Here is a 25,760-nt window from a genome sequence, read left to right as displayed (position 1 = left end):
GAGCCCGCGATGATGACGATGACGATCGGTCGACCGATGATGTGCGCCGCACCCACCCGCCAGCGCAACCCCTGGGCCATCGCGGCGTTCGCCCTGAGCCTGGTCTGCTGGGTGGGCCTGCCGATCCCCCTGCTGAGCGCCGCGCTCGCGTGGATCGCGCTGCGCGACATGCAACGGCGCGGCGAGAGCGGCCGGGCGATGGCGCAATTCGCGCGCGCGTTCGCCGTCCTGGTGACCGTCGCGATCGTGATGCGCGGCGGGCACACCGACTGGCTGCGGATGCTGCACTGGTGATCGCGCCGCGCTCATCGCTGCGCTCCCCCTTGCCGGAAACTCAGCGCGGTGGCTACCTCGTCGGGACCCGGTGAGACCCGGCCGGCTAGATCGGCCAGGCTCCACGCGACGCGCAGCGTGCGGTCGAGGCCGCGGATGCTGAGCAGCCCGCGGTCCAGCGCCCGCTGCAGCGGCACCATCGTCGCGTGGGCCGGCCGGAACTCGCGCCGCAACAGCGGGCCGCTGACCTCGGCGTTGGTGCTGAAGCCGTGCGGTCGCCAGCGGTCGGCCGCGGCCGCCCGCGCTTGGGCCACCCGCCGGCGCACCTCGGCCGTGGGCTCACCCTCGCCGCCGGAGAAGGCGCCCGCGCGGACCGGGTCCATCTGCACCCGCAGGTCGACCCTGTCGAGCAGCGGCCCGGACAGCTTGCCCAGGTAGCGGCGCTTGGTCGCGGCCGCGCAGATGCAGTCCTGGGGGCGGGCCGGCGCGCACGGACATAGGTTGGCGGCCAGGACCAGCTGGAACCGCGCCGGGTAGCAGGCCACGCCGTCGCGGCGGGCCAGGCGAATCTCGCCGTCCTCCAAGGGAGTTCGCAACGCCTCCAGCGCGCTGACGCGGATCTCCGCGCACTCGTCGAGAAAGAGCACGCCGCGATGCGCGCAGCTGACCGCCCCGGGACGCGCCAGCCCCGAGCCGCCACCGACCAGCGCGGCCACGCTCGAGCTGTGATGCGGCGCCACGAAAGGCGGCCGGGTGATCAGCGGCGTCTCGGCCGACAGGAGCCCGGCCACCGAGTGGATGGCCGTCACCTGAAGCGCCTCACTGTCGGTGAGCGGGGGCAACAGCCCCGGAAGCCGTTGCGCCAGCATCGTTTTGCCGACCCCGGGCGGCCCGGTCAGCATGAGGTGGTGCGCGCCCGCGGCGGCGACCTCCACCGCGAACCGGGCCTGCGTCTGCCCCACCACGTCGGCCAGGTCTGCCAGCGGTTCGGGCGCCGCGGCCTGCGCGTGCACGCCGCTGTCCAGGGGCGCGGCGCCGTTGAGCCACTTCTGCAGCTGCCCCAGCGTGCGCACCCCGTACACGTCGATGCCGTCGACCAGGCTGGCCTCGGCGAGGTTGTCGACGGGGACCACGACCGCCGGCCAGCCGTCGCGTTTGGCGGCCAGCACCGCGGGCAGCACGCCGCGCACCGGCCGGACGCGGCCGTCCAGCGACAGCTCGCCCAGCAGCACCGTCTTTTCGAGGCGATCCCAGGGATTCCTGCGCTGCGCCGACAGCACGGACGCGGCCAGGGCGATGTCGTAGACGGAACCGGTTTTGGGCAGCGTCGCCGGCGACAGGGCCAGCGTGAGACGCGCCAAGGGCCAGCTGTTGCCGCAGTTGGCGACGGCCGCGCGGACCCGGTCGCGGGATTCCTGCAGCGCCGCGTCGGGCAGCCCGACCAGGTGCACACCCGGCAGCCCGGACGTGATGTCGGCCTCGATCTCCACGATGTGCCCGTCCACGCCGCGCACCGCGACCGAGAAGGCGCGTCCCAGCGCCATCAGCCGATCCCTTGCAGGTGGGTGAGCTCGGGGGTGCGCCGCCGCCCGATCCGCACGCCGATCACGTCGATGCGCAGCGCGGCCCACCGGCCGTCCTGGCCGGCAAGCCAGAGGCCGGCCAGCCGGCGCAGCCGCCGGACTTTGCGCGGGGTGACGGCGTGCGCCAGGCCGCCGTATCCGTCGCCGGTGCGGGTCTTCACCTCCACGAACACCACCGTGCGGGTGGTGTCGTCGCAGGCGATCACGTCGAGTTCGCCGTAGCGGCAGCGCCAGTTGCGGTGCAGGATGCGCAGCCCCAGCCGCGTCAGGTGATCCACGGCGAGCGCCTCCCCCAGCGCGCCCAGCTCGATGCGGGTCATCGTCGATTCGGTCGTCATGGGCGCCACCGTGCCCGGTGACCCCGACAGGTCGGCCGGGCGTCGCGGCGGGCGGGCGCCCACGGCGGGTGGTTATCCCCAGTCGGCCGCCCGTCCACAGCCGGCCGGGCGCACTCAGGCGATGCGGTCCGCGCGGGTGTAGACGTTCATCGAGTCCTCCCGCAGGAACGCCACCAGCGTCACGCCGGACTCCTCCGCCAGCGAGACGGCCAGCGAGGACGGCGCGGACACCGCCGCCAGCACCGGGATCCCGGCCATCACGGCCTTCTGCGTCAACTCGAACGACGCCCGGCCGCTGACCAGCAGCACCGTCGCGACCAGCGGCAGCTGCCGATGCTCCAGGGCCCAGCCGAGCACCTTGTCCACGGCGTTGTGCCGGCCGATGTCCTCGCGCACCACCAGCATCTCGCCGCCGGCTCCGACCAGCGCCGCGGCGTGCAGGCCTCCCGTGGTATCGAAAACCTTCTGCGCCGAGCGCAATTGGGCCGGCATCGCCTTCAGGGTGGCCGCGGCGACGGTCACGGGATCCTCGCCCGGCGCGAAGCGGCTGACCAGCCGCACCGCCTCCAGCGACGCCTTGCCGCACACCCCGCACGACGAGGTCGTGTAGAAGTTGCGCGTGACGTCGAGGTCGGGGGCGGCCACGCCGGCGGCCAGCGTCACGTCCAACACGTTGTAGGTGTTGACGCCATCGTCGCCGCGCCCGCCGCAATACCGGATGCTGACCACGTCGTCGCGGCCCGCGATGACGCCCTCGGTGAGCAGAAACCCTTGCGCCAGCTCGAAATCGGACCCGGGTGTGCGCATCGTCACGGTGATCGGTGCGCCGGCGACCCGGATCTCCAGCGGTTCCTCCACGACCAGGGTCTCCGGCCGCGTGACCGAACGGCCCGCGGTCAGATGTTGCGCGCGGCGGCGCGCGGTGACGTTACCCACCGGCGTTCCACCGGTCGCGGCCCACTAGTCGGATCCCCGCGGGCGCCGAATCTCCACCAGCCCAAACTACAGTGGTCGGCGCCGCGGGCGCCGGGCTCACGCCGTCGACGCGAGCGCGGTCAACGTGTCGGCCGAGGAGTGGATAGGCCGCCAGCCCAACTGCGTCCGGGCCTTCGAGGTGTCCATGACCATCGACGTGCGGGCGGTGTGCAGCCACTCCAGCATCGACGGGATGCGGGGCGCGCGGGACAGCGCCGCGGACGCCGCCGTCGCCGCGACGGCGGGCACCCGCACGGGGCGGCCACCCAGCGCCTTGGCCACGTCGCCCACCGTCACCACCCCGTCGCCGGCGATGTTGTACACCCCCGGCGGCGCCGGCGTCGTGGCCGCCAGCGCGATGGCCGTGGCGACGTCGTCGTGGTGGACCAGCTGCAGCGGGATACCGGGGTCGGGCACGACGGGCTTGAGGATGGGCACTGCCTTCACCACGGCGCGCACCGGGGCGGGCAGTTGATTCCACGGCATCGCGTCGGCCAGGGCGGTGGCGTTGGGGCCGGCGACGATGCACGGCCGAAGCACGAAGACCTCCAGCGACGAGTCCGCGGTGATCTCGGCCAGCAACTCCTCGCACGCCGCCTTCTGGGCGGAGTAATAGTGCTCGGCCGAGCCGCGGGTGGGCACATCCTCGGTCAACGGAACGGGATTGTCGGTGTGGTACCCGTAGGCCGCCACCGACGACGTGTAGACCAGGCGGCGGGTTCGCGGGCTGGCCGCCGTCGCCTCGAAGACGTTGCGGGTGCCCTGCAGGTTGATGCGGGCGCTTTCCTCCCGCGAGCCCATGATGATGAACGCCAGGTGGATCACCACGTCCGCCTGCGCGACCAGGGCGTCGACGGCCTCGCGGTCGAGGATGTCGCCCTGCTGGTAGGTGGTCTTGGTCCACCCGCGCGACGACGGGTCGAACGGCCGGCGGGCCATCCCGATGATGGCGTCCACCGCGGGTTCGCGCTCCAGGGCCGTCACCGCGGAGACCCCGATCTCGCCCGTCGGCCCGGTCACCGCCACGGTCACTCCCATCCCTCGATGGTTCCCGCCGCCACCGCGCCGAAACCACACCGTGGGAAACCTCACGCCGCGCGCGGCGCCATCCTTCGGGACGGCCCGGCGCCGGGCATCCGGTGTCGCGATTCGCCAGTGCAACGGGCGCGGTACCCGTATTGTCGTCGGGTGTTTTCTTTGGTCAGCGGCAGTGGCTCGACGACGCGCCCGCGCAGGGGCGACCGCACCGAACAGCACGTGAGGCGCGCGCCGGCGACCGATAATCTACGGCGATGACCGCAGGTCGCGATGCCGACACCGCAGGAAAAGAGGCCCGGCGTGGGAGATGATCCGAAGGCTGGCCCCGCAGCACCACTGCCGGGAGGGGAGAAAGCCGACCCGGGGACGGTTTTCGCGGCGCTGGCCGAGATCATCTACCAAGGCTCCGACGCCAACGAGATGTACGCGGCGATCTGCGTCGCCGCCACCCTGGTGGTCCGCGGGTGTGACCACGCCAGCCTCCTGGTCCGCGACGGCGACCGCTACGTCACCGTCGGCGCCAGCGACCGGATCGCGCAGCACATCGACGAGTTGGAGCGGCGCTCCGGAGACGGCCCGTGCATCGACGCGATCGAGGAGGAAACCCCGCAGATCGAGCCCGACCTCACCCGGCCGTCGCTGTGGCCGCAGCTGGCGAAAGTGCTGATCGCCGACACCCCCGTGCGCGGCGCCATGGGCTTTCGGCTGCTGGTGGACAAGCGCAAGGGTGCCGCGCTCAACCTGTTCAGCGACACCCCCAACACCTTCGACGCCGAGGCCGCCGGCCGGGCCGCCGAGCTGGCCGCGTTCGCCAGCGTGGCCATCAACGCCGTCGCCAAGGGCGAGGATTCGGCGAGCCTGCGGCGCGGGCTGCTCAGCAACCGGGAGATCGGCAAGGCCGTCGGCATGCTGATGCTGCTGCACGAGCTGGGCGAGGACGAGGCGTTCGACCTGCTGCGCCGGCACTCCCAGGCGCTCAACATCAAGCTGGCCGACGTGGCGCGCGAGGTGATCGACCGGCGCGGGCAGCTGCCGTCGGCCGAGCAGCAGGGCTAGGGCCCGCTATTCGGGCAGCCGCAGCTCGGGCTTCTCGACCTCTTCGATGTTGACGTCCTTGAAGGTGACGACCCGCACCTGCTTGACGAACCGTGCCGGCCGGTACATGTCCCACACCCACGCGTCGGACAGGCGCAACTCGAAGTAGACCTCGCCGTCAGCGTTGCGCGGCACCATCTCCACGCTGTTGGCCAGGTAGAAACGCCGCTCGGTTTCCACGACGTAGCTGAACTGACCGACGATGTCCTTGTATTCGCGGTACAGCGAGAGCTCCATCTCGGTTTCGTACTTCTCGAGATCTTCTGCGCTCATCTGCCACTCATCCGCTCGGACGTCCTTCTTAGTGATGCTTCCCGAACCATCTTTCCTCACCGATATCCGTTGCGCTCCAGCGGAGGGTCGGGATCGCACTCGGCGACCACCCGGCCGCCGGAGCCGGCCGGTGCCAGGGCGACCCGCCGGACGTTGATGAACGACCGGCGATGTTCGGGGCACGGGCCCAGCCGCGTCAACGCCGAGCCGTGCGCCGGGGTGCTGTAACCCTTGTGGTCGGCGAAGCCGTACCCGGGGTGGTCGGCGTCCATCGCGACCATCAGCCGGTCGCGGCTGACCTTCGCCAGCACGCTGGCGGCGGCGATGCACGCCGCGACCGCGTCCCCGCCGATCACCGGCAGCGACGGGACGGCCAGGCCGGGCACCCGGAAGCCGTCGCTGAGCACGTAGCCGGGCCGCATCGGTAGGCCGGCGACCGCGCGGCGCATGCCCTCGATGTTCGCCACGTGGACGCCGCGGCGGTCCACCTCGGCCGGCGGGATGAAGACCACGTGGTAGGCCAGCGCGTAGCGGCGGATCACCGGGAACAGCTTCTCCCGCGCCGCCTCTGTCAACTTCTTCGAATCGTCAAGCGCCGCAAGGCTTTCCAGGCGGGTGGGCCCGAGCACGCAGGCCGCCACCACCAGCGGGCCCGCGCAGGCGCCACGACCGACCTCGTCGACGCCGGCCACCGGACCCAGCCCGCTGCGGTACAGCGCCGACTCCAGGGTGCGCAACCCCGACGATTTGCGGATCACCGTCCGCGGCGGCCAAGTGCGGATCATGCGCGGCCCACGGCTAGGAATTCTGCTGCGGGTTCACCGTTTCCACACCACGCCATCGCGTCGGCGGCCACACGATGAACCTGGCCTTGCCGATGACGTTGGCCACCGGCACGGTCCCCGACATGGGGTCGCCGGTACACAACACGCCCTTGAGCGCCTCCGCCGGGACACTGGTGCAGTGCGCCCGCGAGTCCGCGGAGTGCGTGCGGTTGTCCCCCATCACCCACAGCCGCCCGGGCGGGACGGTGACGGGCCCGAACTCGCTGCCCAGGCAGGGGTATACGGCCGGGTCGGCCATCATGGTCGACGGGTCGAGGTAGGGCTCCTTCAGCGGCCGGCCGTTGACGGTCAGGCCGGTGTCCGCGCGGCACTGCACCGTCTGGCCGCCGACCGCGATCACCCGCTTGACCAGGTCGTTCTCGTCGGGCGGGACGAACCCGATGAACGACAGCGCGTCCTGCGCCCAGCGCAGCACGGTGTTGTTGGACCGGATCGACTTGTAGCCCAGGTTCCACGGCGGCGGCCCCTTGAACACGATGACGTCGCCCGGGCTCGGCGGGTGGAACCGGTAGGTGATCTTGTCGACCATGATCCGGTCGCCGACGCAGCCCGTGCAGCCGTGCAGCGTGGGCTCCATCGACTCCGAGGGAATCAGGTAGGGCCGCGCGACGAACGTCAGCATCACGTAGTAGAGCACCACCGCGATGACCGCCAGGATCGCGAACTCCCGCAGCGTCGAACGCTTGCCGCCGTCCTTGGCGTCCGCGTCGGGGTCCGGTTCGGCGGGTTCCGGGATCGCGGGGCCCGCCGCGGCAGCCTCGCCGGCAGGCGGGTCCGCGTCGCGGGTCGAGACCTTGGGCTCCGGCTGTCCGGCGTCGCGCTGGGGCTCGGGGGTATCGGTCACGAGATCAGCGTAGCCAGCCGGCGTCGCGGCTGCGGTGCACCGCCCCCGGACCGATCTGTCCAAACCGCGGCGGCGCCAACGCGTCTGGAGGTCAGCGCTTTTCCTTGATCTTGGCCTTCTTGCCGCGCAGCTCGCGCAGGTAGTACAGCTTGGCGCGGCGCACGTCACCCCGGGTCACGACCTCGAGGTGGTCGATGTTGGGCGAGTGCACGGGGAAGGTCCGCTCGACGCCGACGCCGTAGCTCTCCTTGCGCACCGTGAAGGTCTCGCGGATGCCACCGCCCTGCCGGCGGATCACCACGCCCTTGAACACCTGGATACGCTCCTTGGCGCCCTCGATGACCTTGACGTGCACGTTGATGGTGTCACCCGGGCCGAAAACCGGGATGTCGTCGCGCAGCGACGTCTGATCGACGAAGTCCAGCCGGTTCATCTGAGAAGACACTTCCTTGCGGTCGCGGTCAGCAGCGGCCACCCGGGACGGGCGGCCGCCGAGCCGATGGTTCTAGGCATCTTGCGCGTCTCGCAGCAGGCGGAATGCGGCCGGACCGGCCTGCAACCGCTGGAGACAACTGGTCAATTGTGCCAGATGCGCCCCATCCGGCGAAAATCACAGCGATTCGGCGGTTCGCGGCGAGCCAAACCCGCTGGTGAATGGTACATATGACTGGGGTCAGAACGCGCTCACCCGCACTTTGGCGTGATGGCCGGGTCCGGTGGCGCGCGGCGGCCCGCATCCGTGTCCGTCGGCACGGTGTGTCGGTACGTCGGAGGAATCTCATGCGGGTACGGCCGCTGACCCTGTTCACCGCCACGGCGGCGGTGGCGTTGGTGGTCGCCGCCGGCTCCGAGGCGCGGGTGCAGGCCCGGGCCTACAGCCTGCCCGTCTATGCCGCGCCCGCGCAGGCGTTGATGGCGCCGTCGCCCCGGCCGACGCAGTCGGCCGAACTGCTGCTCGAGGCGGCCCTGCCGCAACAGCAGCCGCCGCTGTCCGACGCCGGGCTCGGGCCACTGCAGGCCCGCGTCCAGCAGGCGATCGACGCGGCCGCGGCCAGCGGCGCCGCGGTGTCGGTCGCCATCCTCGACCGCGTCACCCACCGGCTGGTCAGCAGCGGCAACGGCCAGATCATCGGGACCGCCTCGGTCGCGAAGCTGTTCATCGCCGACGACCTGCTGCTGCACGAGTCCCAGGGCAAGGCCGCGCTGGCCCCGGAGGACCGCCAGGCGTTGGACGCGATGCTGCAATCCTCCGACGACGGCGCCGCCGAGCGGTTCTGGGGCCAGGGCGGCGGGTCGGCCATCATCACCGAGGTCGCGGCCCGGTACGGCCTGGGCTCGACCACCCCGCCGAGCGACGGCCGGTGGTGGAACACGATGAGCTCGGTCACCGACCTGATCCGCTACTACGACATGCTGCTCGACGGGTCGGGCGGGCTGCCGCCCGCGCAGGCCAAGATCATCGAGAACGACCTGGCCCAGTCCACGCCGAACGGGCTCGACGGCTACCCACAGCGGTTCGGCATCCCCGACGGCCTCTACGCGGAGCCGGTCGCCGTCAAGCAGGGCTGGATGTGCTGCATCGGCGCCGACTGGATGCACCTGTCGACGGGCCTGGTGGGCGCCGACCGCCGCTACATCATGGTGGTCCAGTCGCTGCAGCCCTCCGACGAGGCGACCGCGCGGGACACCATCACCCAGGCGGTCAAGACGATGTTCCCCGAGGGCCGTATCGACCCGCCGCGCCGCGGGCTCTAACCCGACGCGTCCGGGCCGTGCGGTTCCAGCAGCTCGGGCCGACGCTCCCGGGTGCGCTGCAGCGACACCTCGCGCCGCCACGCGGCGACCCGCCCGTGGTCGCCGGAGAGCAAGACGTCGGGAACGTCGAGCCCGCGCCAGCTGGGTGGCCGGGTGTAGCTGGGGCCCTCCAGGCGCCGGTCCAGCGCCGGCGCGTGCGAATCCTCGCGGTGCGACGCCGGGTTGCCGAGCACGCCGTCGAGCAGACGCAGCACCGACTCGATCATCACGAGCGCCGCCGACTCGCCGCCCGGCAGCACGTAGTCGCCGATGGAGACCTCTTCCACCCGCATCCGCCGCGCGGCGTCGTCGACGACCCGTTGGTCGATGCCCTCGTAGCGGCCGCAGGCGAACACCAGGTGCGCCTCGGCGCTCCAGCGCTGCGCCGTCGCCTGGGTGAACAGCGCGCCCGCGGGCGTCGGCACGGCCAATAACGTGTCGGCCGAACAGATCTCGTCGAGGGCCGCGCCCCACACCGGCGCCTTCATGACCATGCCCGGGCCGCCGCCGTAGGGGGCGTCGTCGACCGAGCGGTGCACGTCATGGGTCCACCGCCGCAGGTCGTGCACCCGCAGGTCGACGAGTCCGGACTGAATAGCCTTGCCGGGCAACGCCTCTCGCAGCGGGTCCAGGTAGGCCGGGAAGATGGTGACGACGTCGATTCGCATGAGCCGCTACCCCAGGTCCAGCAGGCCCTCGGGCGGATCGATCTCGACGACCCCGTCGCCCAGCGACACGTCGGTGACGATCGCGCCGACGAACGGCACCAACACCTCGGGGCTTTGGCCCGCGACCGCGCCGGCCCCGCGCCGCACCGCCAGCAGTTCACCGGCCGCGGTGTGCAGCACCTCGGCCACCACCCCGATCTCCTCGCCGGCGACCGTGCGGACGCGCAGCCCCTCGAGCTGGTGGTCGTAGTAGGTGTCCGGCTCGTCGATCGGCGGCAGGTCGTCGGAATCGACGACGAACAACGCGCCGCGCAGCGCGTCGGCGGCGTCGCGGTCGGTCACGCCGGCGAACCGCACCAGCAGCCGGCCGCCGTGCTCGCGCACGCCGTCGACCACGCAATCGCGTTCCCAACCGGCACGGGAGTGCTTGGCGCGCAACGTGTTACCCGAGGCGAAGCGGGCCGCGGGGTCGTCGGTGCGGACCTCCACCACCACCTCGCCGCCGATGCCGTGCGCCTTCACCACGCGCCCGACCGTCAACTCCAAGGGAGCTCCTTGAGCGGTTACTGGTCGGTGTCCACCACGTCGACGCGGATCCCGCGACCGCCGATGCCGGCGACCAGGGTGCGCAACGCGGTCGCGGTGCGACCCCCTCGCCCGATCACCTTGCCCAGGTCGTCGGGATGGACGTGGACCTCGACCGTGCGCCCGCGGCGACTGGTCACCATGTCCACGCGGACATCGTCGGGGTTGTCGACGATCCCGCGGACCAGATGCTCGACAGCGTCAACGACGACCGTACTCACCTGCGTCAGCTCTCGGTCGCCGACTCGGCCTGCTCGCCGGCCTCGGCCCGCGCCTCGCCCTCGGGGGCCGCGGACTCGGCGTCGGGGGCTTTCGCGGCCGCCTTCTTGGCCGGGGCCTTCTTCTTCGGCGTGGTGGCCTCGGTGGTGGGTCCGCCCTCGGCGGCGGCCAGCGCGGCGTTGAACAGCTCCAGCTTGCTGGGCTTGGGCGGCGCGACCTTCAGGGTGCCCTCGGCGCCGGGCAGACCCTTGAACTTCTGCCAGTCACCGGTGATCTTCAGCAGCTTGAGCACGGGCTCGGTGGGCTGGGCGCCGACCGACAGCCAGTACTGGGCGCGCTCGGAGTCGATCTCGATCAGGCTCGGCTCTTCCTTCGGGTGGTAACGGCCGATGACCTCGATCGAGCGGCCGTCGCGCCGGTTGCGCGCGTCGGCGACGGCGATGCGGTACTGGGGGTTGCGGATCTTGCCAAGCCGGGTGAGCTTGATCTTGACAGCCATGGTTGAGCGAAATCTCCTGTGGGGTGTCACGCTGCAATTCAGCGATCGGGGCGGGATGCCCGGACCCGGTTTTGCCTCGCGTTTCCGACCGGCGGGCGGGCACTTGCGAGTGGGTCGCGCGCCGGACAGCCGCCTATTGTGCCAGAACGGGGCGCCCGGACAGAAATGCGCGGTCCCCGTGCGGCGAGATTGCCGCCATGGTCGCGATCCGGGCGCCGGCGCAGCCCTGGCGGCAATCTCGGCGCACGAAGCGGGCCGGGCGTCACATCACCTTCTGGAAGACCTTCGTCTCGACGCGCCGGGTCATCCGCCAGCCCCGCGGCGTGCGCACGAATTCGTCGTCGTACCACAGCGCGCAGAACATCACCTGCTCCCCCGCTTTTCCCGCCTCATCGGGGAACACCATCGGGTTGAAGCAGATGACCCGCGACGAGGCGGTGTCCCCGTCGATGTCGACCGAGAAGTTGCCGAGCATGTGGGCGTAGACGGGGAAGTTGGGCAAGACCTCACTGAGCCACTTCTTGACCTCGGGGTAACGGCCCTCGATGCCGCCGAAGGCGGTGTAATCGATGTAGGCGTCTTCGGTGAAGACCTCGTCGAGGTCGTCGAAGCGGCGCTGGTCGATGGCGGTGGAGTAATCCACCATCAGCTGCTGGATCTCGAGGCGGTCGGAGATTTCGGCCAGGCTCAACATGCTTCGAGACAATACTGAACATCGCCGCGAAAATGGGTCGGAAGTTAGACTTTGCGCCCATGCGCAAGCTCATGGCCCTCGTGACCAAGGTGCCCGCCGCGCTGGTCGCGCTCGGCACGTGCACGGCCACCGTCGTGACCGCCACCGCGTGGGCGGACAGCATGCAGCCGGTCGGCTCGATGCCCATCCCCGACGGCCCGGCGCAGACCTGGATCGTCGCCGACCTGGACAGCGGCCAGGTGCTGGCCGGGCGCGACCAGAACGTCGCGCACCCACCGGCCAGCACCATCAAGACGCTGCTCGCGCAGGTCGTCCTGGATTCGGTGAGCCTGGACTCCACCGTCGTCGCCGACGTCGCCGACACCGAGGTCGAGTGCAACTGCGTCGGCATCAAGCCCGGCCGCACCTACACCGCGCGCCAACTCCTGGACGCCCTGCTACTGGTGTCGGGCAACGACGCCGCGAACACCCTGGCGCACATGCTGGGCGGCCCCGAGGTCACGGTCGCCAAGATGAACGCCAAGGCGGCCTCGCTGGGCGCCACCAGCACGCACGCGGCCACGCCGTCCGGCCTGGACGGCGCCGCCGGCTCGGGAGCGTCGACGGCCCACGACCTGGCGGTGATCTTCCGCGCCGCCATGGCCAATCCGGTGTTCGCGCAGATCACGGCCGAGCCCTCGGCGATGTTCCCCGGCGACAACGGCGACCACCCGATCGTCAACCAGGACGAGTTGCTGCAGCGCTACCCCGGCGCCATCGGCGGCAAGACCGGGTTCACCAACGCCGCCCGCAAGACCTTCGTAGGGGCCGCGGCCCGCGGCGGCCGCCGGCTGGTGATCGCCATGATGTACGGGCTGATCCATGAGGGTGGCCCCACCTACTGGGACCAGGCGGCCACGCTGTTCGACTGGGGCTTCGCGCAGAGCCCGCAGTCCAGCATCGGCTCGCTGTAGTCAGTCCGCACCCGGCCGGGCCGCCGCCGCCAGCAGCGCGGCGAGCACGGGAATCCGTTGGGCCGCAATGGTTGGCTGCGGCAACACGCCCTCCACCACGGCGGCCCCGTCGAAGACGTTGGTCATCAGAGCCACCAGCACGGGGAAGGTGTCCTCGGCGAAGCCGTCGGCGCCGGGCAGCGCCCGGGCCGCGTCGTGGATCTTGGCGGCGTACTGGCCCAGCTCGTGGCGCAGGGTGGCCCTGAGCTTGTCGTCGGTGCGGGCGGCGATCAGCAACTCGTAGAGCACCGCGTTGGCCGGGCCCGCGGTCAGGTCGCGCAGGATCACCAGCGCCGCCTCCAGCGCCGGCTGGTCGGCGGGAATCTCCGCGACGCCCTTGGTGAACGACTCCAGCTGCCGGCGCAACACCTCCGAGGCCGTCGCGGCCATAAAGTCGCCCATGGTGTCGAAATGCCGGAACAGGGCCCCCACCGACACCCCGGCACGCTTGGTGATCACCGCGGCCGACGCCCGGGCGTAGCCCACCTCGACGATGGTCGCGATGCAGGCGTCGAGCAGCCGGCCGACGGTCTCCTCGCGGCGCTGCTGCTGGGTGCGGGCCACCTCAGGCCCCGGCGCCCGCCGCGACGCCGCCGCGCTCCCGCGCGCCCGCACGCAGGTACCGGCCCGAACGGCAGGTCCGTCCGTAGCCCTCGCGGAACTTGCCGCGCCCGTAGACGACCACCCCGCCCACGCCGGTCGCCAGCACGGCGTCGTCGTTGCGGTTCACCATGCGGCGCAGGCCGCCGTAGAACGGCACCTCCTCCTCGTGGTAACCGTCCACCGCGTCGTCGAGGCCGGCGGGGTCGATGACGACGAAGTCGGCCCGGTCGCCGCGGCGCAGCGTGCCGGCGTCGATCCCGAACCACTCCCCCAGCTCTCCGGTGAGGCGGTGCACGGCCTGCTCGATCGACATGAAGGGCGCGCCGCCGCGGTGGGCGTCGCGGGTGCGCTTGAGCATCCGCAGGGCGAAGTTGTAGAACGCCATGTTGCGCAGGTGCGCCCCGGCGTCGGAGAAGCCCATGTGCACGCTGGTCTCCGTGGCCAGCGCGTCGAGCAGCTTCGGGCGGTGGTTGGCGACGGTGGTGGTCCACCGCACGTTGCGTTCGCCGTTGTCGACCAGCACGTCGAGGAACGCATCGAGCGGGTGCAGGCCCCGCTCGTCGGCGATCGCCCCGAAGCTCTTGCCGATCAGCGACGCGTCCGGGCATTCGACGATCACCGCGTCGTGAAAGTCGCGGTGCCACAGCGACGGCCCGAGTTTGACGCGGTCGAACTCGCGACGGAATTTCCGGCGATAGTCCCGGTCGGCCAGTAATGCGTTGCGCTGCAACTGGTCTCGCAGATGCAGGGCGGCGGTGCCGGCGCCGAACTCCTCGAAGACCGGCAGGTCGATGCCGTCGGAGTACAGCTCGAACGGCACCGGCAGGTGCTGGAACCGCACCTGCGCGCCCAGCAACCTGTTGAGGAAGCGGGTCGCCGGGCCGAACACGTAGACCGACAGCGGCATGGACTTGGCGTCGGCGGAGACCAGCATGCTCATCCGAACGCCCTTGCCACAGTTCAGGATTCGGCTGCTGGCGAAGAAGAACAGCATCCCGGTTGACGGCTTGGCCACGTTGGGCGCGCTCTGCAGGATCCGCCGCCGCCGGCGCAGCACCTTGAGCAGTCGGCGCCGTTCCCGCCAGGTCGCGAACGTGGACGGCAGGGCGCGCGAACGGAAGCGCTCGCCGTCCAGCTTGTCGATGGCGGCGTCCATGCCGGACATGCCGAGCATCCCGGCGTCGAGCGCCTCGTCGAGCAGGCGCGCCATGGTGGCCAGCTCGTCGTCGGTGGGTCGGACGGCGGCGTCGGTGGCGCGCTCGAGTCCGAGCACCGCCGTGCGCAGGTCCGAATGCCCAAGCAGCGAGCCGACATTGGGCCCCAGCGGCAGGGCGTCGAGCGCCTTGACGTATTCGGCCGCCGTCGACCAGGTGCGGTTGGAGTGCAACGCGCCGAACACGAATTCGCGCGGTACCGCCTCCACCCTGCTGAACAGGTCGGCGGCGTCCTCGGAATCGGCGTACACCGTCGACAGCGAGCAATTGCCCAGCAGCACGGTGGTGACGCCGTGGCGCACCGACTCCCGCAGCCCGGGGTCCAGCAACACCTCGGCGTCGTAATGGGTGTGCACGTCGATGAAGCCGGGCACGATCCACTTGCCGCCCGCGTCGATCACCTCGGGGCAGCCGGTCTCGTCCAGCGGCCCGGTGGAGACCGTGGCGACCACCCCGTCGCGGATGCCTAGGGTGCGCGTCCGCGGCGCGCTGCCGGTGCCGTCGAACCACAGTCCGTCGCGGATGATCACGTCGTAGGCCACGCTGCCCTCCCGGTCGTCGTGCGGCCACCCTAGCGTAGATAGTGAGCACTCGCAATCTTTTCGGCGCGGCGCGCCCGGCCGTGTGCCGATGTGAGTCTGCGTTACCGCTCGCCGTTGGGGCGGTACGGCGACAGCGTCGGCGCGGCGGCGCCCGGGCTCTCGGGCGGCTTCGCGGGATCCGGCACCGCGACGGCCGGCGGCACCTCGCCCCGGCGGCTGGCGACCGCGGGGATCCGGATGACGGCCGACTGCTGACCGCACTCGTTGGTCTGGACGGTCACGGTCTCCTCGCCGACGAAGTCACCCGGCGGCTGCGGTCGCAACGCCAGCACCAGCGTCGTGCTTTGCGTGGCCTGCGACCCGTCCGGGCCGAAGCACGGGAAGTCCAGGTCCACCGGCTGCGACAGCCACTGCCCGTCGGTGAACCGCAGGAAGAACACGCCCCCGCCGGGCGACATCGCCCGCGAATGGTCGTTGTCGTCGAGCTGGGCGGCGGCGGCCGTGCAGGCCTGCGGGCCGCACGACGACCGGAACGCCCACCAGGTCCGGATGTCCGGCGGCTGCGGGTCGGCCACGTCGTTGTAGGTCTGCTTGGTGCGTTCGGTCTCGAGGCGGAAACTGCCGTCGAGCTGGGCGGCGGGCGGCGGCGCGGCGGTCACGGGCCCGGGCACGGCGGTGACCGACGGCGCCGGCCCCGCCACCGGGGCGGGCCGCGACGCGGTGTGCCGCCCGAGCGCGACGCCCGCGGCCAGCGTCCCCGCCGCCAGCAGCGCCGCCGCGCCCGCCAGGGCGAGCTTGCGGGACCGGCGCGGCGGCGGTCCGGCGGCCGCCTGGTCCGCGGCGTCCAGGGTGGCGATGTCGTCGAGCCCGTGCACGGTCGGCCGCTCGGCGGCCGCGCGTCGTTTCCGGCGGGCCTCGTATCCGCGGCCCGCGCCGGCGCCGCCCACCTGCTCGGCGGCCGCCTCGGCGAAGTCCCGGCAGGTGGCGAACCGATCACCGGGGTCGCGGGCCAGCGCCTTGGCGAAGACCTCGTCGAGCCGGGCCAGCTCGGGACGCTGGTCGCTGAGCTTCGGTGGGGCGCCGTCCAGGTGCTGGCGCAGCGCGGCGACCGGATCGAAACGCTCGACGGGCGGCGCGCCGGTCAGCAGGTGGAAGGCGGTGGCCGCCAACGCGTACTGGTCGGCGCGGCCGTCGATGTCGGCGCCGGCCAGCTGCTCGGGCGCGGCGTAGGCGACCGTGCCGACGGGGGGATGCGCCGCCTCCGGCGCCCTGTCGCCCAGCCGGCGGGCGATGCCGAAGTCCGACAGCAGGATGCGCTGCGGGCGTTCGTCGCCGCCGGCCAACAAAATGTTGGCCGGTTTGACGTCGCGGTGGGCCAGGCCGCGGCCGTGCGCATAGTCCAGAGCCCCCGCGACGGCGGCCACGATGCTCAGCACGTGACCCGTCGGCGACACCGCGGGAAAGCGGGTCGCGATCAGCTGCTCGGCGTTGATGCCCTCGACGTACTCCATCGCGACGTACAGCTGCCCCTCGAACTGCCCGCGCTCGTACACCTCGACGATGTGCGGGTGGAACAGGTTGGCCGCGACCGGGGTCTGCACCTGAAAGAGCCGGCGGAACTCATCGTCGGCGGACATCGGCTCGGAGAGGATCTTGAGGGCCTGCCAGCGCGTGCCGCGGGGATCTTGGACGAGGTAGACCTCGCCGGTCACCCCGGCACCCAGCCGGCGCGCCACCGTGTAGCCGGCGAAGCTCGCGCCGCTGGGCAGCACCATGCCCCGATCCTATCCGCCCGCGCCGCGCGTCGCGCGGCTACGTCGTCGCACGAAACACCTTGCCGCGCAGCAGGACAAGCTCGGGGTTGTGCAGCGCGGCGGGACCCGACCGCGGGTCGTCGGCGTAGCACACCAGGTCGGCGGGGGCGCCGTGGTCCAGCCCGGGCCGGCCCAGCCAGCGACGCGCATCCCAGCACGCCGCCCCCAGCGCGGCGGTGGGGTTCATCCCGATGCCCTTGAGCGCCTCGATCTCGTCGGCGAGGCGGCCGTGCGCCACCATGGTGCCCGCGTCGGTCCCGGCGTAGATCGGCACGCCGGCCTCGCGCGCCGCGGCGATCTGGCCGACCCCGCGGGCGTGCAACTCGCGCATGTGCGCGGCGTAAATCGGGTACTTGGCGGCGGCCTCGGCGATGCCGGGAAAATTCTCGATGATGTTGACCAGCGTGGGCACCAGTACCGTGCCGTGCTCGACCATCAGGGCGATGGTGTCGTCACCCAGGCCGGTGCCGTGCTCGATGCAGTCGATGCCCGCGCGGATCAGCCCGGGCAGGGCGTCCTCGCTGAACACGTGCGCGGTGACCCGGGCGCCGTGGGCGTGGGCGGCGTCGATCGCGGCCTTGAGCACGTCGTCGGACCACAGCGGCGCCAGGTCGCCCACGCTGCGGTCGATCCAGTCCCCGACCAGCTTGATCCAGCCGTCGCCGCGGCGCGCCTCCTCGGCGACGGCGGCCGGCAGTTGCGACTCGTCCTCCAGCTCGCGCGCGAAGCCCGGCGAGTAGCGCTTGGGCCGCGCCAAATGTTTGCCGGCGCGGATGATCCGGGGCAGGTCGTCACGCTCGTCGAGGCTGCGGGTGTCGGTCGGCGAGCCGCAGTCGCGCAGCAGCAGCGCGCCGACGTCGCGTTCGGTCTCGGCCTGGGCGATCGCCTCGTCGAGCGGGATCTCGCCGCCGTGGCCCAGGCCGACGTGGCAGTGCGCGTCGACCAGGCCCGGCACGATCCAACCGCCGTCGAAGACGGTGTCCGCCCCGGCGACCGGTTCGGTGCTGATGCGGCCGTCGACGATCCACAGCTCGATTGCGGTCTCGTCCGGCAGCGCCAGACCCCGCACGCGCATCGGCACGGCGCGCTACTTTCCGGGGTTGCCCGGGAACTTGAGCTTGGACAGGTCGAAGTCGGCCAGGCCCGGCGGCAGCTCGTTGAGGCCCTGCGGCATCTGCGACAGGTCCGGGAAGCCCGCCGGCACGCCCGGCATCCCGGGCCCCAGCGGGTTGCGGACCTTGGGCGGGGTCGGGCCCCGGCCGCCCTTCTTGCCCTTCTTGCCCTTCGCGCCCTTGGCTTTTCGCGTCGCCGACTTGCGGCCCAGGCCGGGGATGCCCATGCCGCCGAGCATCGACGACATCATCTTGCGGGCCTCGAAGAAGCGGTCGACCAGTTGGTTGACCTCGGACACCGTGACGCCGGAGCCGTTGGCGATGCGCAGCCGCCGCGAGGCGTTGATGATCTTCGGGTCGGCCCGCTCCTCGGGCGTCATGCCGCGGATAATGGCCTGCAGCCGGTCGAGCTGGCGGTCGTCGACCTGGGCCAGCGCGTCCTTCATCTGGCCGGCGCCGGGCAGCATGCCCAGCAGGTTGCCGATAGGTCCCATCTTGCGGATGGTCAGCATCTGCTCCAGGAAGTCCTCCAGCGTCAGCTCGCCGCTGCCGATCTTGGCGGCGGCGGCCTCGGCCTGCTCGGCGTCGAAGACCTGCTCGGCCTGCTCGATCAGGCTCAGCACGTCGCCCATGCCCAGGATGCGGCTGGCCATCCGGTCGGGGTGGAAGACGTCGAAGTCCTCCTGTTTTTCGCCGGTGGAGGCGAACAGGATGGGCACGCCGGTCACCTCGCGGACCGACAGCGCGGCGCCACCGCGGGCGTCGCCGTCGAGCTTGGTCAGCACCACACCGGTGAACCCGACGCCCTCGCGGAACGCCTCGGCGGTGGTGACGGCGTCCTGGCCGATCATCGCGTCGAGGACGAAGAGGACCTCGTCGGGGTCGACGGCGTCGCGGATGGCCGCGGCCTGGGCCATCAGCTCGTCGTCGATGCCCAGGCGCCCGGCGGTGTCGACGATGACGACGTCGTGGTGCTTCGCGCGGGCCTCCGCCAGGCCGGCGGCCGCCACGGCCACGGGGTCACCCGGTCCCGAGCCCGGCGACTCCCCCGGGTGCGGCGCGAACACCGGCACCCCGGCGCGCTCGCCGACGACCTGCAGCTGGTTGACCGCGGCGGGCCGCTGCAGGTCGCAGGCCACCAGCAGCGGCGTGTGCCCCTGGCCGCGCAGCCAGGCCGCAAGCTTTCCGGCCAGCGAGGTCTTACCGGAACCCTGTAGACCGGCGAGCATGATGACGGTCGGCGGCGTCTTGGCGAACGCCAGCCGGCGGGTCTCGCCGCCCAGGATCCCGATCAGCTCTTCGTTGACGATCTTGACAACCTGTTGCGCCGGGTTGAGGGCGGCGGAGACCTCGGCGCCCTTGGCGCGCTCCTTGATCCGGGCGACGAAGGCCCGCACGACGGGCAGCGAGACGTCGGCTTCCAGCAGCGCCAGCCGGATCTCGCGGGTGGTGGCGTCGATGTCGGCGTCGGTCAGTCGACCCTTGCCGCGTAGGCCCGTCAGGGCACCGGTCAACCGGTCGGACAGCGATTCAAACACCACGCCAGCCTAGTGGTAGTGCGCGTGCGAGCGCCCCCGGCGATCCGTGGGTGGCTCGACGCCCGCGACCGGCTGGCCCCGGCGCGCTAATCGGTTCGAGTCGCTACTGCCCCGAAAAGCGTTGGCGTGCTAGATTTCACGTCCGCCACTTAACCGATCGCGTCGACAAGCAACTACGGGGGGAACTGCGCCGGTGCAATTGGTCAGCCACACGCAGCCACCGGCCGAGCACAGCAGCGCCCAGAGCGGCGGCGCGCTGCGCGGCTGGCAGCGTCGGGCGCTGGTGAAGTACCTGAGCGGCGGGCCGCGCGACTTCCTCGCCGTCGCCACCCCGGGCTCCGGCAAGACCACGTTCGCGTTGCGGGTGGCGGCCGAGTTGCTCAGCCAGAGGACCGTCGAGCAGATCACCGTCGTGGTGCCCACCGAGCACCTCAAGGTGCAGTGGGCCCAGGCCGCGGCCCGGCACGGCATCGCGCTGGACCCGAAGTTCTCCAACTCCCAGGCGCTGAAGTCGGGCGAGTACCACGGCGTGATGGTCACCTACGCGCAGGTCGCCTCGCACCCGACGCTGCACCGGGTGCGCACCGAGAACCGCAAGACGCTGGTGATCTTCGACGAGATCCACCACGGCGGCGACGCCAAGAGCTGGGGCGACGCCATCCGGGAGGCGTTCGGCGACGCCACCCGGCGGCTGGCGCTGACGGGTACGCCGTTCCGCAGCGACGACAGCCCCATCCCGTTCGTCACCTACGAGGCCGGCGCCGACGGGGTGCGGCGCTCCCGCGCCGACCACACCTACGGCTACGCCGAGGCCCTCGCCGACGGGGTGGTGCGCCCGGTGGTGTTCCTCGCCTACTCCGGCGAGGCGCGGTGGCGCGACAGCGCCGGCGAGGAGCACGCCGCCCGGCTGGGCGAGCCGCTGTCGGCCGAGCAGACAGCGCGGGCGTGGCGCACCGCGCTCGATCCCGCCGGCCAGTGGATGCCGGCCGTGATCGCGGCGGCCGACCGCCGGTTGCGCCAGCTGCGCGAGCACGTGCCCGACGCCGGGGGCATGATCATCGCCTCCGACCAGACCGCGGCCCGCGCGTACGCGACGCTGCTGACCACCCTCACCGGCGAGACCCCGACGCTCGTGCTGTCGGACGACCCCGGCTCGTCCGGCCGGATCAGCGAGTTCGCCGCCAGCACCGGCCGCTGGCTGGTCGCGGTGCGGATGGTCTCCGAGGGCGTCGACGTGCCCCGGCTCTCGGTGGGGATCTACGCGACCAGCGCGTCGACGCCGCTGTTCTTCGCCCAGGCCATCGGCCGGTTCGTGCGGTCGCGCCGCCCCGGCGAGACCGCGAGCATCTTCGTGCCCTCGGTGCCCAACCTGCTCCAGCTCGCCAGCGAGCTGGAGGCCCAGCGCAACCACGTGCTCGGCGAACCGCACCGGCCCGAGGGCGATCCCCTGGACGGCGACCCCGCGACGCGGACGCAGGACGAGCAGGGCGACGAGGACAAGAGCTTCACCGCGCTCGGCGCCGACGCGGAGCTGGACCAGGTGATCTTCGACGGATCGTCGTTCGGCACGGCCACCCCGGCGGGCAGTGAGGAGGAGGCGGACTACCTCGGCATCCCGGGGCTGCTGGACGCCGACCAGATGCGCGCCCTGCTGCACCGCCGCCAGGACGAGCAGCTGCAGCGCCGGGCCGCGGCGGGCACGGCGGCGCCGCCCGCGCCGGCCACCGTGCACGGCCAGCTGCGCGACCTGCGGCGCGAACTCAACTCCCTGGTCTCGGTCGCGCATCACCGCACCGGCAAACCGCACGGCTGGATCCACAACGAGCTGCGGCGCCGCTGCGGCGGCCCGCCGATCGCGGCGGCGACCCGCGACCAGCTACGCGCCCGCATCGACGCCGTGCGCCAGCTCAACGCCGAGCACGCGTAGCCGTCAGTCGCCGACGGGTTCCTCGAGCACCTCGACCGACGGCCCGCCCAGGACGCTGAGCAGGCTCTGCTCGACCGCGACCCGCGCCGCGGTGTCGGGGTCCCCGATCTGCCGAGCCGCCGCGGTGTCGACGTGCACCGTCACGCAGAACACGTCGGCGGCCGTCGACCCGAACGTGTTGACCTTGGCCCAGACGATGTCGGCGCCAGCGCGCTCCAGGGCCCGGGTGAGCAGCGCCAGCAACCCCAGCCGGTCCATGGCCCGCACCTCGAGGATCAGGCCGTCGGCGGAGGCCGTATCCACCCACAGGATGCGCGGCGGCGCCGTCGACCGGGTGACGGGCACCCCGACCTGCACCTCGCCGGCCCGCGCCGTCGCGGCGCTCACCGCGTCGGCGTCGCGCTTCTCCAGCGACCCCAGCACGTCGAGGTCGCCGCTGAGCGCTTGCATGAACTGCTGACGCAGCAGCCCGGTGTCCGGGGGCGCGCCGAACAACGGCGACGCGACGAATTCGACGATCGCGGCGCCCTCGTGGGTGGTTGCCGACGCCGAATGGATGCGCACCGAATTGAGCGCCAGCACCGCGGCGGCCTTGGACACCAGGGCCCGCTGGTCGGGCGCCACCATCACCACGTGCACCCGCTCGCTGGCGCCCGGCTCGATCGCGACGTGCACACCGCCGTCGGCGGCCAGCGAAACATATTGCGGCGCACTGGGTTCGGCTTCGGGCAGCGGATCACCGGCCATCACCAACCGGCACCGGCGCACCAGGTCCTCGATGAGCGACGCCTTCCATTCGCTCCACACCCCGGGGCCGGTCGCTTTCGAATCCGCCTCCGCCAGCGCGTGCAGCAGTTCCAGCAGTTGCGGGTCGCCGCCCAGCGCCTCGGCGACGCCCTCGATGGTCTTGGGGTCATTGAGGTCGCTGCGGGTGGCCGTCACGGGCAACAGCAGGTGATGACGGACCATGCCGGCCAGCGTGGCGACGTCCTGGGGCGCCAGCCCCAGCCGCTCCCCGATCGGCACCACCAGCTCCGCCCCGAGCACGCAGTGGTCCACGCCGCGGCCCTTGCCGATGTCATGCAGCAGCGCGCCCAGCGCGAGCAGGTCGGACCGGGCGACGCGGGTGGTCAACGGCGCTGCGTTGACGGCGGTTTCGACGATGTGGCGGTCCACGGTCCACTTGTGCGAGACGTCGCGCGGCGGCAGGTCGCGCACGGCGTCCCACTCCGGCAGCAGCCGGCCCCACAGCCCGGTGCGGTCGAGCGCTTCGACGGTGCCCACCATCGTCGGCCCGGCCAGCAACACGACCAGCAGGTCGTCGAGCGCCTCCCGCGGCCACGGCGTGGGCAGGTCCGGGACGCTGGCGGCCAGGCGGGACAGCGTCGCGGCCCCGATCGGCAGGCCGGTGTCGGCGGACGCGGCGGCCACCCGCAGCACCAGGCCGGGGTCGCTCTCCGGGTGGGCGTCGCGGGCCAGCACGATCTCTCCGGCGTATTCGACGACGCCCTCGTCGAGGGGCCGGCGCTTGGGGCGGCGCACCAGCGCCGAGACGCCGCGGCGGGGCAGCGCGTTCTCGGCGGTCCGCAGCCCCGTCGCGGCGTGGTAGGCGATGGTGCGGCCGGCGTCGGAGATCTTGCGCGCCAGGTCGAAGCGGTCGCCGATGTGCAGGGCGGCGCTGATCTCGTCGGCGTATTGAGCCAGCAGCTGGTCGCGACCGCGGCCCGACACCCGATGCAGCTCGGTGCGCACGTCGAGGATCGTCAGGTGCGCCTCGTCGAGGGAGCCGCCGGGCGTCTCCGGGCGGCCCATGCCGCGCCGGTCGATCAGCTGGGCCACGCCCAGCGCGTCGAGCAGCTGCACGTCGCGCAGGCCGCCGCAGCCGGTCTTCAAATCCGGCTCGGCCCGTTGCGCGATCCGCCCGCAACGCTGCCAGCGGGCCTGCGTCATGTCGACCAGCTCACCCATCCGCGAGCGAATTGCGCTGCGCCACTGGCGTCGTGCGCCGGCGATCAGTTCCTCGGAGAGCCGGGCGTCACCGACGATGTGGCGGGCGTCGAGCATGCCCAGGGCCGCGATCATGTCGGCGTTGGCGACGTCGAGCGCGCCCGAGACGGTGCGCACGCTGTGGTCGAGCCGAACGTTGGCGTCCCACAACGGATACCACATGCGGTCGGCGACCTGGCTCAGTTCCTCCCGAGGTTTGTTGTCGTGCAACAACATCAAGTCCAGATCGGAGTACGGGAGCAACTCGCGGCGGCCCAGGCCGCCCACCCCGACGATGGCCAGGCCACTGTCGTCGTCGATGCCGATCTCGGCGGCCTTGGCGGTGAGCCACGTTTCGTGCAGGTCCAGCCAGGCGTGCCGTAGCTCGGCGGCGTGCAGCGTGACGCAATCGGACAACAGTTGACGCCGGGCGGCAGCCAAATCGACTGCCGTGCCGGCGCTTTCTGTTCCCGTTGGAGTCCCGGACGGGTCGGGAGCGTTGGTGGTCATTCCCTCCCGGCCCGCCCGGGTCGACTCAGCAATGCGCGACGGCCGTCACAGCGCATCGGTTCCGCGCTCGCCGGTGCGCACCCGCACGATGGTCTCCACGGGGCTCACCCAGACCTTGCCGTCACCGATCTTGCCGGTGCGCGCCGCCCGAACGATGCTGTCCACGACCTTGTCGACAATGCTGTCGTCGACCACGACCTCGATGCGCACCTTCGGCACGAAGTCGACCGAATACTCGGCGCCGCGGTAAACCTCGGTGTGACCTTTCTGCCGCCCGTAGCCCTGGATTTCGCTGACCGTCATCCCCAGGACGCCTGCCTCCTCGAGGCTGGTTTTGACGTCATCGAGGGTGAATGGCTTCACGATGGCGGTGACTAGCTTCATGAGTGCTCTGCCTCCACTTTGTCGGCCGCCCGGTCGTCAAGACCGTTACGGTCATCCACGGGGATCCGCGCCGCCGGAAGAACCGACCCCTGCCCGCCGATCACGCCGAAATCGTAGCCGCTCTCCGCGTGCTCGGCCTCGTCGATGCCTGTCGATTCGTCCTCGACGCTCACACGCAGCCCGATCGTGTACTTGAGGATCAAGGCCAAGATTAGCGTGACGATGCCGGAGTAGAAGAGGACGGCGAACGCGCCGACCGCCTGCCGCTCGAGCTGCGACCAGCCGCCGCCGTAGAACAGGCCCTTGGACACGCCGGTCACGCCGTTGATCGCGGGGCTCTCGGGCGCGGCGAGCAGGCCCACCAGCAGGGTGCCCGTCAGACCGCCGATCATGTGCACGCCGACCACGTCGAGGGAGTCGTCGAAGCCGAGCTTGAACTTCAGCCCCACCGCCAGCGCGCAGACCACGCCGGCCACCAGGCCGACCACCAGCGCGCCCAGCACGTTGACCGACGAGCAGGACGGGGTGATGGCGACCAGCCCCGCGACGATGCCCGACGCGGCGCCCAGGGTGGTGGGCTTGCCGTCGCGGATCCGCTCGGTGAGCAGCCAGGCCAGCATGGCCGTGGCCGTGGCGATGGTGGTGGTCATGAAGGTGGTGCCGGCGGAGCCGTTGGAGCTGGTCGCCGACCCGGCGTTGAACCCGAACCAGCCGAACCACAGCAGACCGGCGCCGAGCATCACGAACGGCAGGTTGTGCGGCCGGAACAGTGTCGTGGGCCAGCCTTTGCGCTTGCCCAGGACGATCGCGAGCATCAGGCCCGCGACACCGGAGTTGATGTGGACCGCGGTCCCGCCGGCGAAGTCAATGGCGTGCAGCTTGTTGTTGATCCAGCCGCCGTGCTCGGAGGCGAAGCCGTCGGCCGCGAACACCCAGTGGGCCACCGGGAAGTAGACCAGCGTCGCCCACAGCCCGGCGAACACCAGCCAGGCGGTGAACTTCAGCCGGTCGGCCACGGCGCCGGAGATCAGGGCGACGGTGATGATCGCGAACATCAGCTGGAAGGCCACGAACACGGTGGCGGGCATGGTGCCGGCCAACGGGATGTCGACCTGCGCGACGCCCTTGCTCGCGTCGGCCTTGACGGCGTTGCCGCCGATGAGCTTCGCGAGGCCCCAGTAGTCGGTCGGGTTGCCTACGACGCCACCTTTGCTGTCGCCGAACGACATCGAGTAGCCGTAGAGCACCCACAGCACGGTCACCACACCCATGGCGCTGATGCTCATCATGATCATGTTGAGCACGCTGCGGGTGCGCACCATGCCGCCGTAGAAGAACGCCAGCCCCGGCGTCATCAACAGCACCAAGGCGGAACTAGCCAACATCCAGGCGGTATCGCCTGTATCGGGTTGGCC

General features: G+C 71.7%; 25 protein-coding genes and 1 pseudogene. 5 read left to right on the top strand and 21 right to left on the bottom strand.

The genetic code is table 11. The features are described from left to right. Positions 1 to 18: 18 nt before the first annotated feature. Positions 19 to 294, top strand: coding sequence for a DUF4190 domain-containing protein (locus A5700_RS15890; RefSeq protein WP_068068224.1), 276 nt, complete (start codon positions 19 to 21; stop codon positions 292 to 294). Positions 295 to 305: 11 nt separating this feature from the next. Here A5700_RS15890 and A5700_RS15885 read toward each other — a convergent pair whose 3' ends face one another. From A5700_RS15885 to A5700_RS15870, 4 genes are all read right to left on the bottom strand, one after another. Continuing rightward, complete coding sequence (locus tag A5700_RS15885; RefSeq protein ID WP_068068160.1) at positions 306 to 1,817, bottom strand: YifB family Mg chelatase-like AAA ATPase; 1,512 nt, start codon at positions 1,815 to 1,817, stop codon at positions 306 to 308. Further along, complete coding sequence (locus tag A5700_RS15880; protein WP_068068164.1) at positions 1,817 to 2,194, bottom strand: YraN family protein; 378 nt, start codon at positions 2,192 to 2,194, stop codon at positions 1,817 to 1,819. The genes A5700_RS15885 and A5700_RS15880 overlap by 1 nt, the downstream gene beginning before the upstream one ends. Before the next feature lie 114 nt (positions 2,195 to 2,308). Continuing rightward, on the bottom strand, positions 2,309 to 3,130 hold the full coding sequence (fdhD, locus tag A5700_RS15875) for a formate dehydrogenase accessory sulfurtransferase FdhD (RefSeq protein WP_068068167.1): 822 nt from the start codon (positions 3,128 to 3,130) through the stop codon (positions 2,309 to 2,311). Positions 3,131 to 3,226: 96 nt separating this feature from the next. Beyond that, positions 3,227 to 4,207 (bottom strand): NAD-dependent epimerase/dehydratase family protein, encoded by a 981-nt coding sequence (locus A5700_RS15870; protein WP_068068170.1) that lies wholly within the window; start codon positions 4,205 to 4,207, stop codon positions 3,227 to 3,229. A 300-nt stretch (positions 4,208 to 4,507) separates the two neighbouring features. Here A5700_RS15870 and A5700_RS15865 point away from each other — a divergent pair, with 300 nt between their 5' ends. After that, entirely contained in the window at positions 4,508 to 5,263 is a 756-nt protein-coding gene (locus A5700_RS15865) for an ANTAR domain-containing protein (protein ID WP_068204839.1), read from the top strand. A gap of 6 nt (positions 5,264 to 5,269) precedes the next feature. Here A5700_RS15865 and A5700_RS15860 read toward each other — a convergent pair whose 3' ends face one another. From A5700_RS15860 to rplS, 4 genes and pseudogenes are all read right to left on the bottom strand, one after another. Further along, positions 5,270 to 5,575, bottom strand: coding sequence for a DUF2469 domain-containing protein (locus A5700_RS15860; RefSeq protein WP_007171389.1), 306 nt, complete (start codon positions 5,573 to 5,575; stop codon positions 5,270 to 5,272). A gap of 28 nt (positions 5,576 to 5,603) precedes the next feature. Next, positions 5,604 to 6,360: pseudogene (locus A5700_RS15855) on the bottom strand (ribonuclease HII). A 13-nt stretch (positions 6,361 to 6,373) separates the two neighbouring features. Beyond that, entirely contained in the window at positions 6,374 to 7,264 is an 891-nt protein-coding gene (gene lepB, locus A5700_RS15850; RefSeq protein WP_068068178.1) for a signal peptidase I, read from the bottom strand. Positions 7,265 to 7,355: 91 nt separating this feature from the next. Next, positions 7,356 to 7,697, bottom strand: coding sequence for a 50S ribosomal protein L19 (rplS, locus tag A5700_RS15845; protein ID WP_068068181.1), 342 nt, complete (start codon positions 7,695 to 7,697; stop codon positions 7,356 to 7,358). Between the two features lie 347 nt (positions 7,698 to 8,044). Here rplS and A5700_RS15840 point away from each other — a divergent pair, with 347 nt between their 5' ends. After that, the gene (locus tag A5700_RS15840) at positions 8,045 to 9,019 is read left to right on the top strand and encodes a hypothetical protein (RefSeq protein WP_068204836.1); all 975 of its coding nucleotides are present in this window, start codon (positions 8,045 to 8,047) and stop codon (positions 9,017 to 9,019) included. On the opposite strand, the gene trmD is transcribed toward A5700_RS15840, so the two are convergent. The 5 genes from trmD to A5700_RS15815 all read right to left on the bottom strand — a co-directional run bounded on the left by trmD (position 9,016) and on the right by A5700_RS15815 (position 11,723). After that, positions 9,016 to 9,726 carry a tRNA (guanosine(37)-N1)-methyltransferase TrmD gene (gene trmD / locus A5700_RS15835; RefSeq protein WP_068068186.1) on the bottom strand — a complete coding sequence of 237 codons (711 nt, stop codon included), beginning with the start codon at positions 9,724 to 9,726 and terminating at the stop codon, positions 9,016 to 9,018. The two genes, A5700_RS15840 and trmD, sit on opposite strands and share 4 nt — an antisense overlap. Positions 9,727 to 9,732: 6 nt before the next feature. After that, positions 9,733 to 10,272, bottom strand: a complete 540-nt coding sequence (rimM, locus tag A5700_RS15830; RefSeq protein ID WP_068068188.1) for a ribosome maturation factor RimM — start codon at positions 10,270 to 10,272, stop codon at positions 9,733 to 9,735. 17 nt (positions 10,273 to 10,289) lie between these two features. Continuing rightward, positions 10,290 to 10,532 (bottom strand): RNA-binding protein, encoded by a 243-nt coding sequence (locus A5700_RS15825; protein WP_003878715.1) that lies wholly within the window; start codon positions 10,530 to 10,532, stop codon positions 10,290 to 10,292. 5 nt (positions 10,533 to 10,537) lie between these two features. Further along, the gene (gene rpsP / locus A5700_RS15820; RefSeq protein ID WP_068068191.1) at positions 10,538 to 11,029 is read right to left on the bottom strand and encodes a 30S ribosomal protein S16; all 492 of its coding nucleotides are present in this window, start codon (positions 11,027 to 11,029) and stop codon (positions 10,538 to 10,540) included. A gap of 262 nt (positions 11,030 to 11,291) precedes the next feature. Then, positions 11,292 to 11,723 (bottom strand): nuclear transport factor 2 family protein, encoded by a 432-nt coding sequence (locus tag A5700_RS15815; protein WP_068068194.1) that lies wholly within the window; start codon positions 11,721 to 11,723, stop codon positions 11,292 to 11,294. 59 nt (positions 11,724 to 11,782) lie between these two features. On the opposite strand from A5700_RS15815, the gene A5700_RS15810 reads away from it, so the two are divergent. Continuing rightward, entirely contained in the window at positions 11,783 to 12,676 is an 894-nt protein-coding gene (locus tag A5700_RS15810; RefSeq protein WP_068068196.1) for a D-alanyl-D-alanine carboxypeptidase family protein, read from the top strand. Here the strand turns inward: A5700_RS15810 and A5700_RS15805 are convergent, their stop codons facing one another. The 5 genes from A5700_RS15805 to ffh form a co-directional block, all read right to left on the bottom strand. Continuing rightward, entirely contained in the window at positions 12,677 to 13,279 is a 603-nt protein-coding gene (locus A5700_RS15805; protein WP_068068230.1) for a TetR/AcrR family transcriptional regulator, read from the bottom strand. Between the two features lies 1 nt (position 13,280). Further along, the gene (locus A5700_RS15800; RefSeq protein WP_068068198.1) at positions 13,281 to 15,074 is read right to left on the bottom strand and encodes an amidohydrolase family protein; all 1,794 of its coding nucleotides are present in this window, start codon (positions 15,072 to 15,074) and stop codon (positions 13,281 to 13,283) included. Positions 15,075 to 15,175: 101 nt separating this feature from the next. Further along, positions 15,176 to 16,849, bottom strand: coding sequence for a serine/threonine-protein kinase (locus tag A5700_RS15795; protein ID WP_068068201.1), 1,674 nt, complete (start codon positions 16,847 to 16,849; stop codon positions 15,176 to 15,178). Positions 16,850 to 16,886: 37 nt separating this feature from the next. After that, positions 16,887 to 17,963 (bottom strand): amidohydrolase family protein, encoded by a 1,077-nt coding sequence (locus A5700_RS15790; protein WP_156671242.1) that lies wholly within the window; start codon positions 17,961 to 17,963, stop codon positions 16,887 to 16,889. Between the two features lie 12 nt (positions 17,964 to 17,975). Continuing rightward, a complete protein-coding gene (ffh, locus tag A5700_RS15785) occupies positions 17,976 to 19,538 on the bottom strand; it encodes a signal recognition particle protein (RefSeq protein WP_068068232.1) in 1,563 nt (520 codons plus the stop codon). A gap of 193 nt (positions 19,539 to 19,731) precedes the next feature. Between ffh and A5700_RS15780 the strand changes: the two genes are divergently transcribed. Then, the gene (locus tag A5700_RS15780; protein WP_082960404.1) at positions 19,732 to 21,465 is read left to right on the top strand and encodes a DEAD/DEAH box helicase; all 1,734 of its coding nucleotides are present in this window, start codon (positions 19,732 to 19,734) and stop codon (positions 21,463 to 21,465) included. A 3-nt stretch (positions 21,466 to 21,468) separates the two neighbouring features. On the opposite strand, the gene A5700_RS15775 is transcribed toward A5700_RS15780, so the two are convergent. From A5700_RS15775 to A5700_RS15765, 3 genes are read right to left on the bottom strand one after another with little or no spacing between them, the layout of a single operon-like run. Further along, positions 21,469 to 23,961, bottom strand: coding sequence for a [protein-PII] uridylyltransferase (locus A5700_RS15775; protein WP_082960405.1), 2,493 nt, complete (start codon positions 23,959 to 23,961; stop codon positions 21,469 to 21,471). A gap of 45 nt (positions 23,962 to 24,006) precedes the next feature. Next, on the bottom strand, positions 24,007 to 24,345 hold the full coding sequence (glnB, locus tag A5700_RS15770; protein ID WP_066909426.1) for a nitrogen regulatory protein P-II: 339 nt from the start codon (positions 24,343 to 24,345) through the stop codon (positions 24,007 to 24,009). After that, positions 24,342 to 25,730 (bottom strand): ammonium transporter, encoded by a 1,389-nt coding sequence (locus tag A5700_RS15765; RefSeq protein ID WP_068068212.1) that lies wholly within the window; start codon positions 25,728 to 25,730, stop codon positions 24,342 to 24,344. The genes glnB and A5700_RS15765 overlap by 4 nt, the downstream gene beginning before the upstream one ends. Between the last annotated feature and the right edge of the window lie 30 nt (positions 25,731 to 25,760).

Origin of the sequence: Mycobacterium sp. E1214, from assembly GCF_001666755.1 — a bacterium.
Classification (GTDB): domain Bacteria; phylum Actinomycetota; class Actinomycetes; order Mycobacteriales; family Mycobacteriaceae; genus Mycobacterium.
The sequence above is the reverse complement of the archived record's forward strand: the minus strand, read 5'-3'. Positions and strand labels throughout refer to the sequence as shown.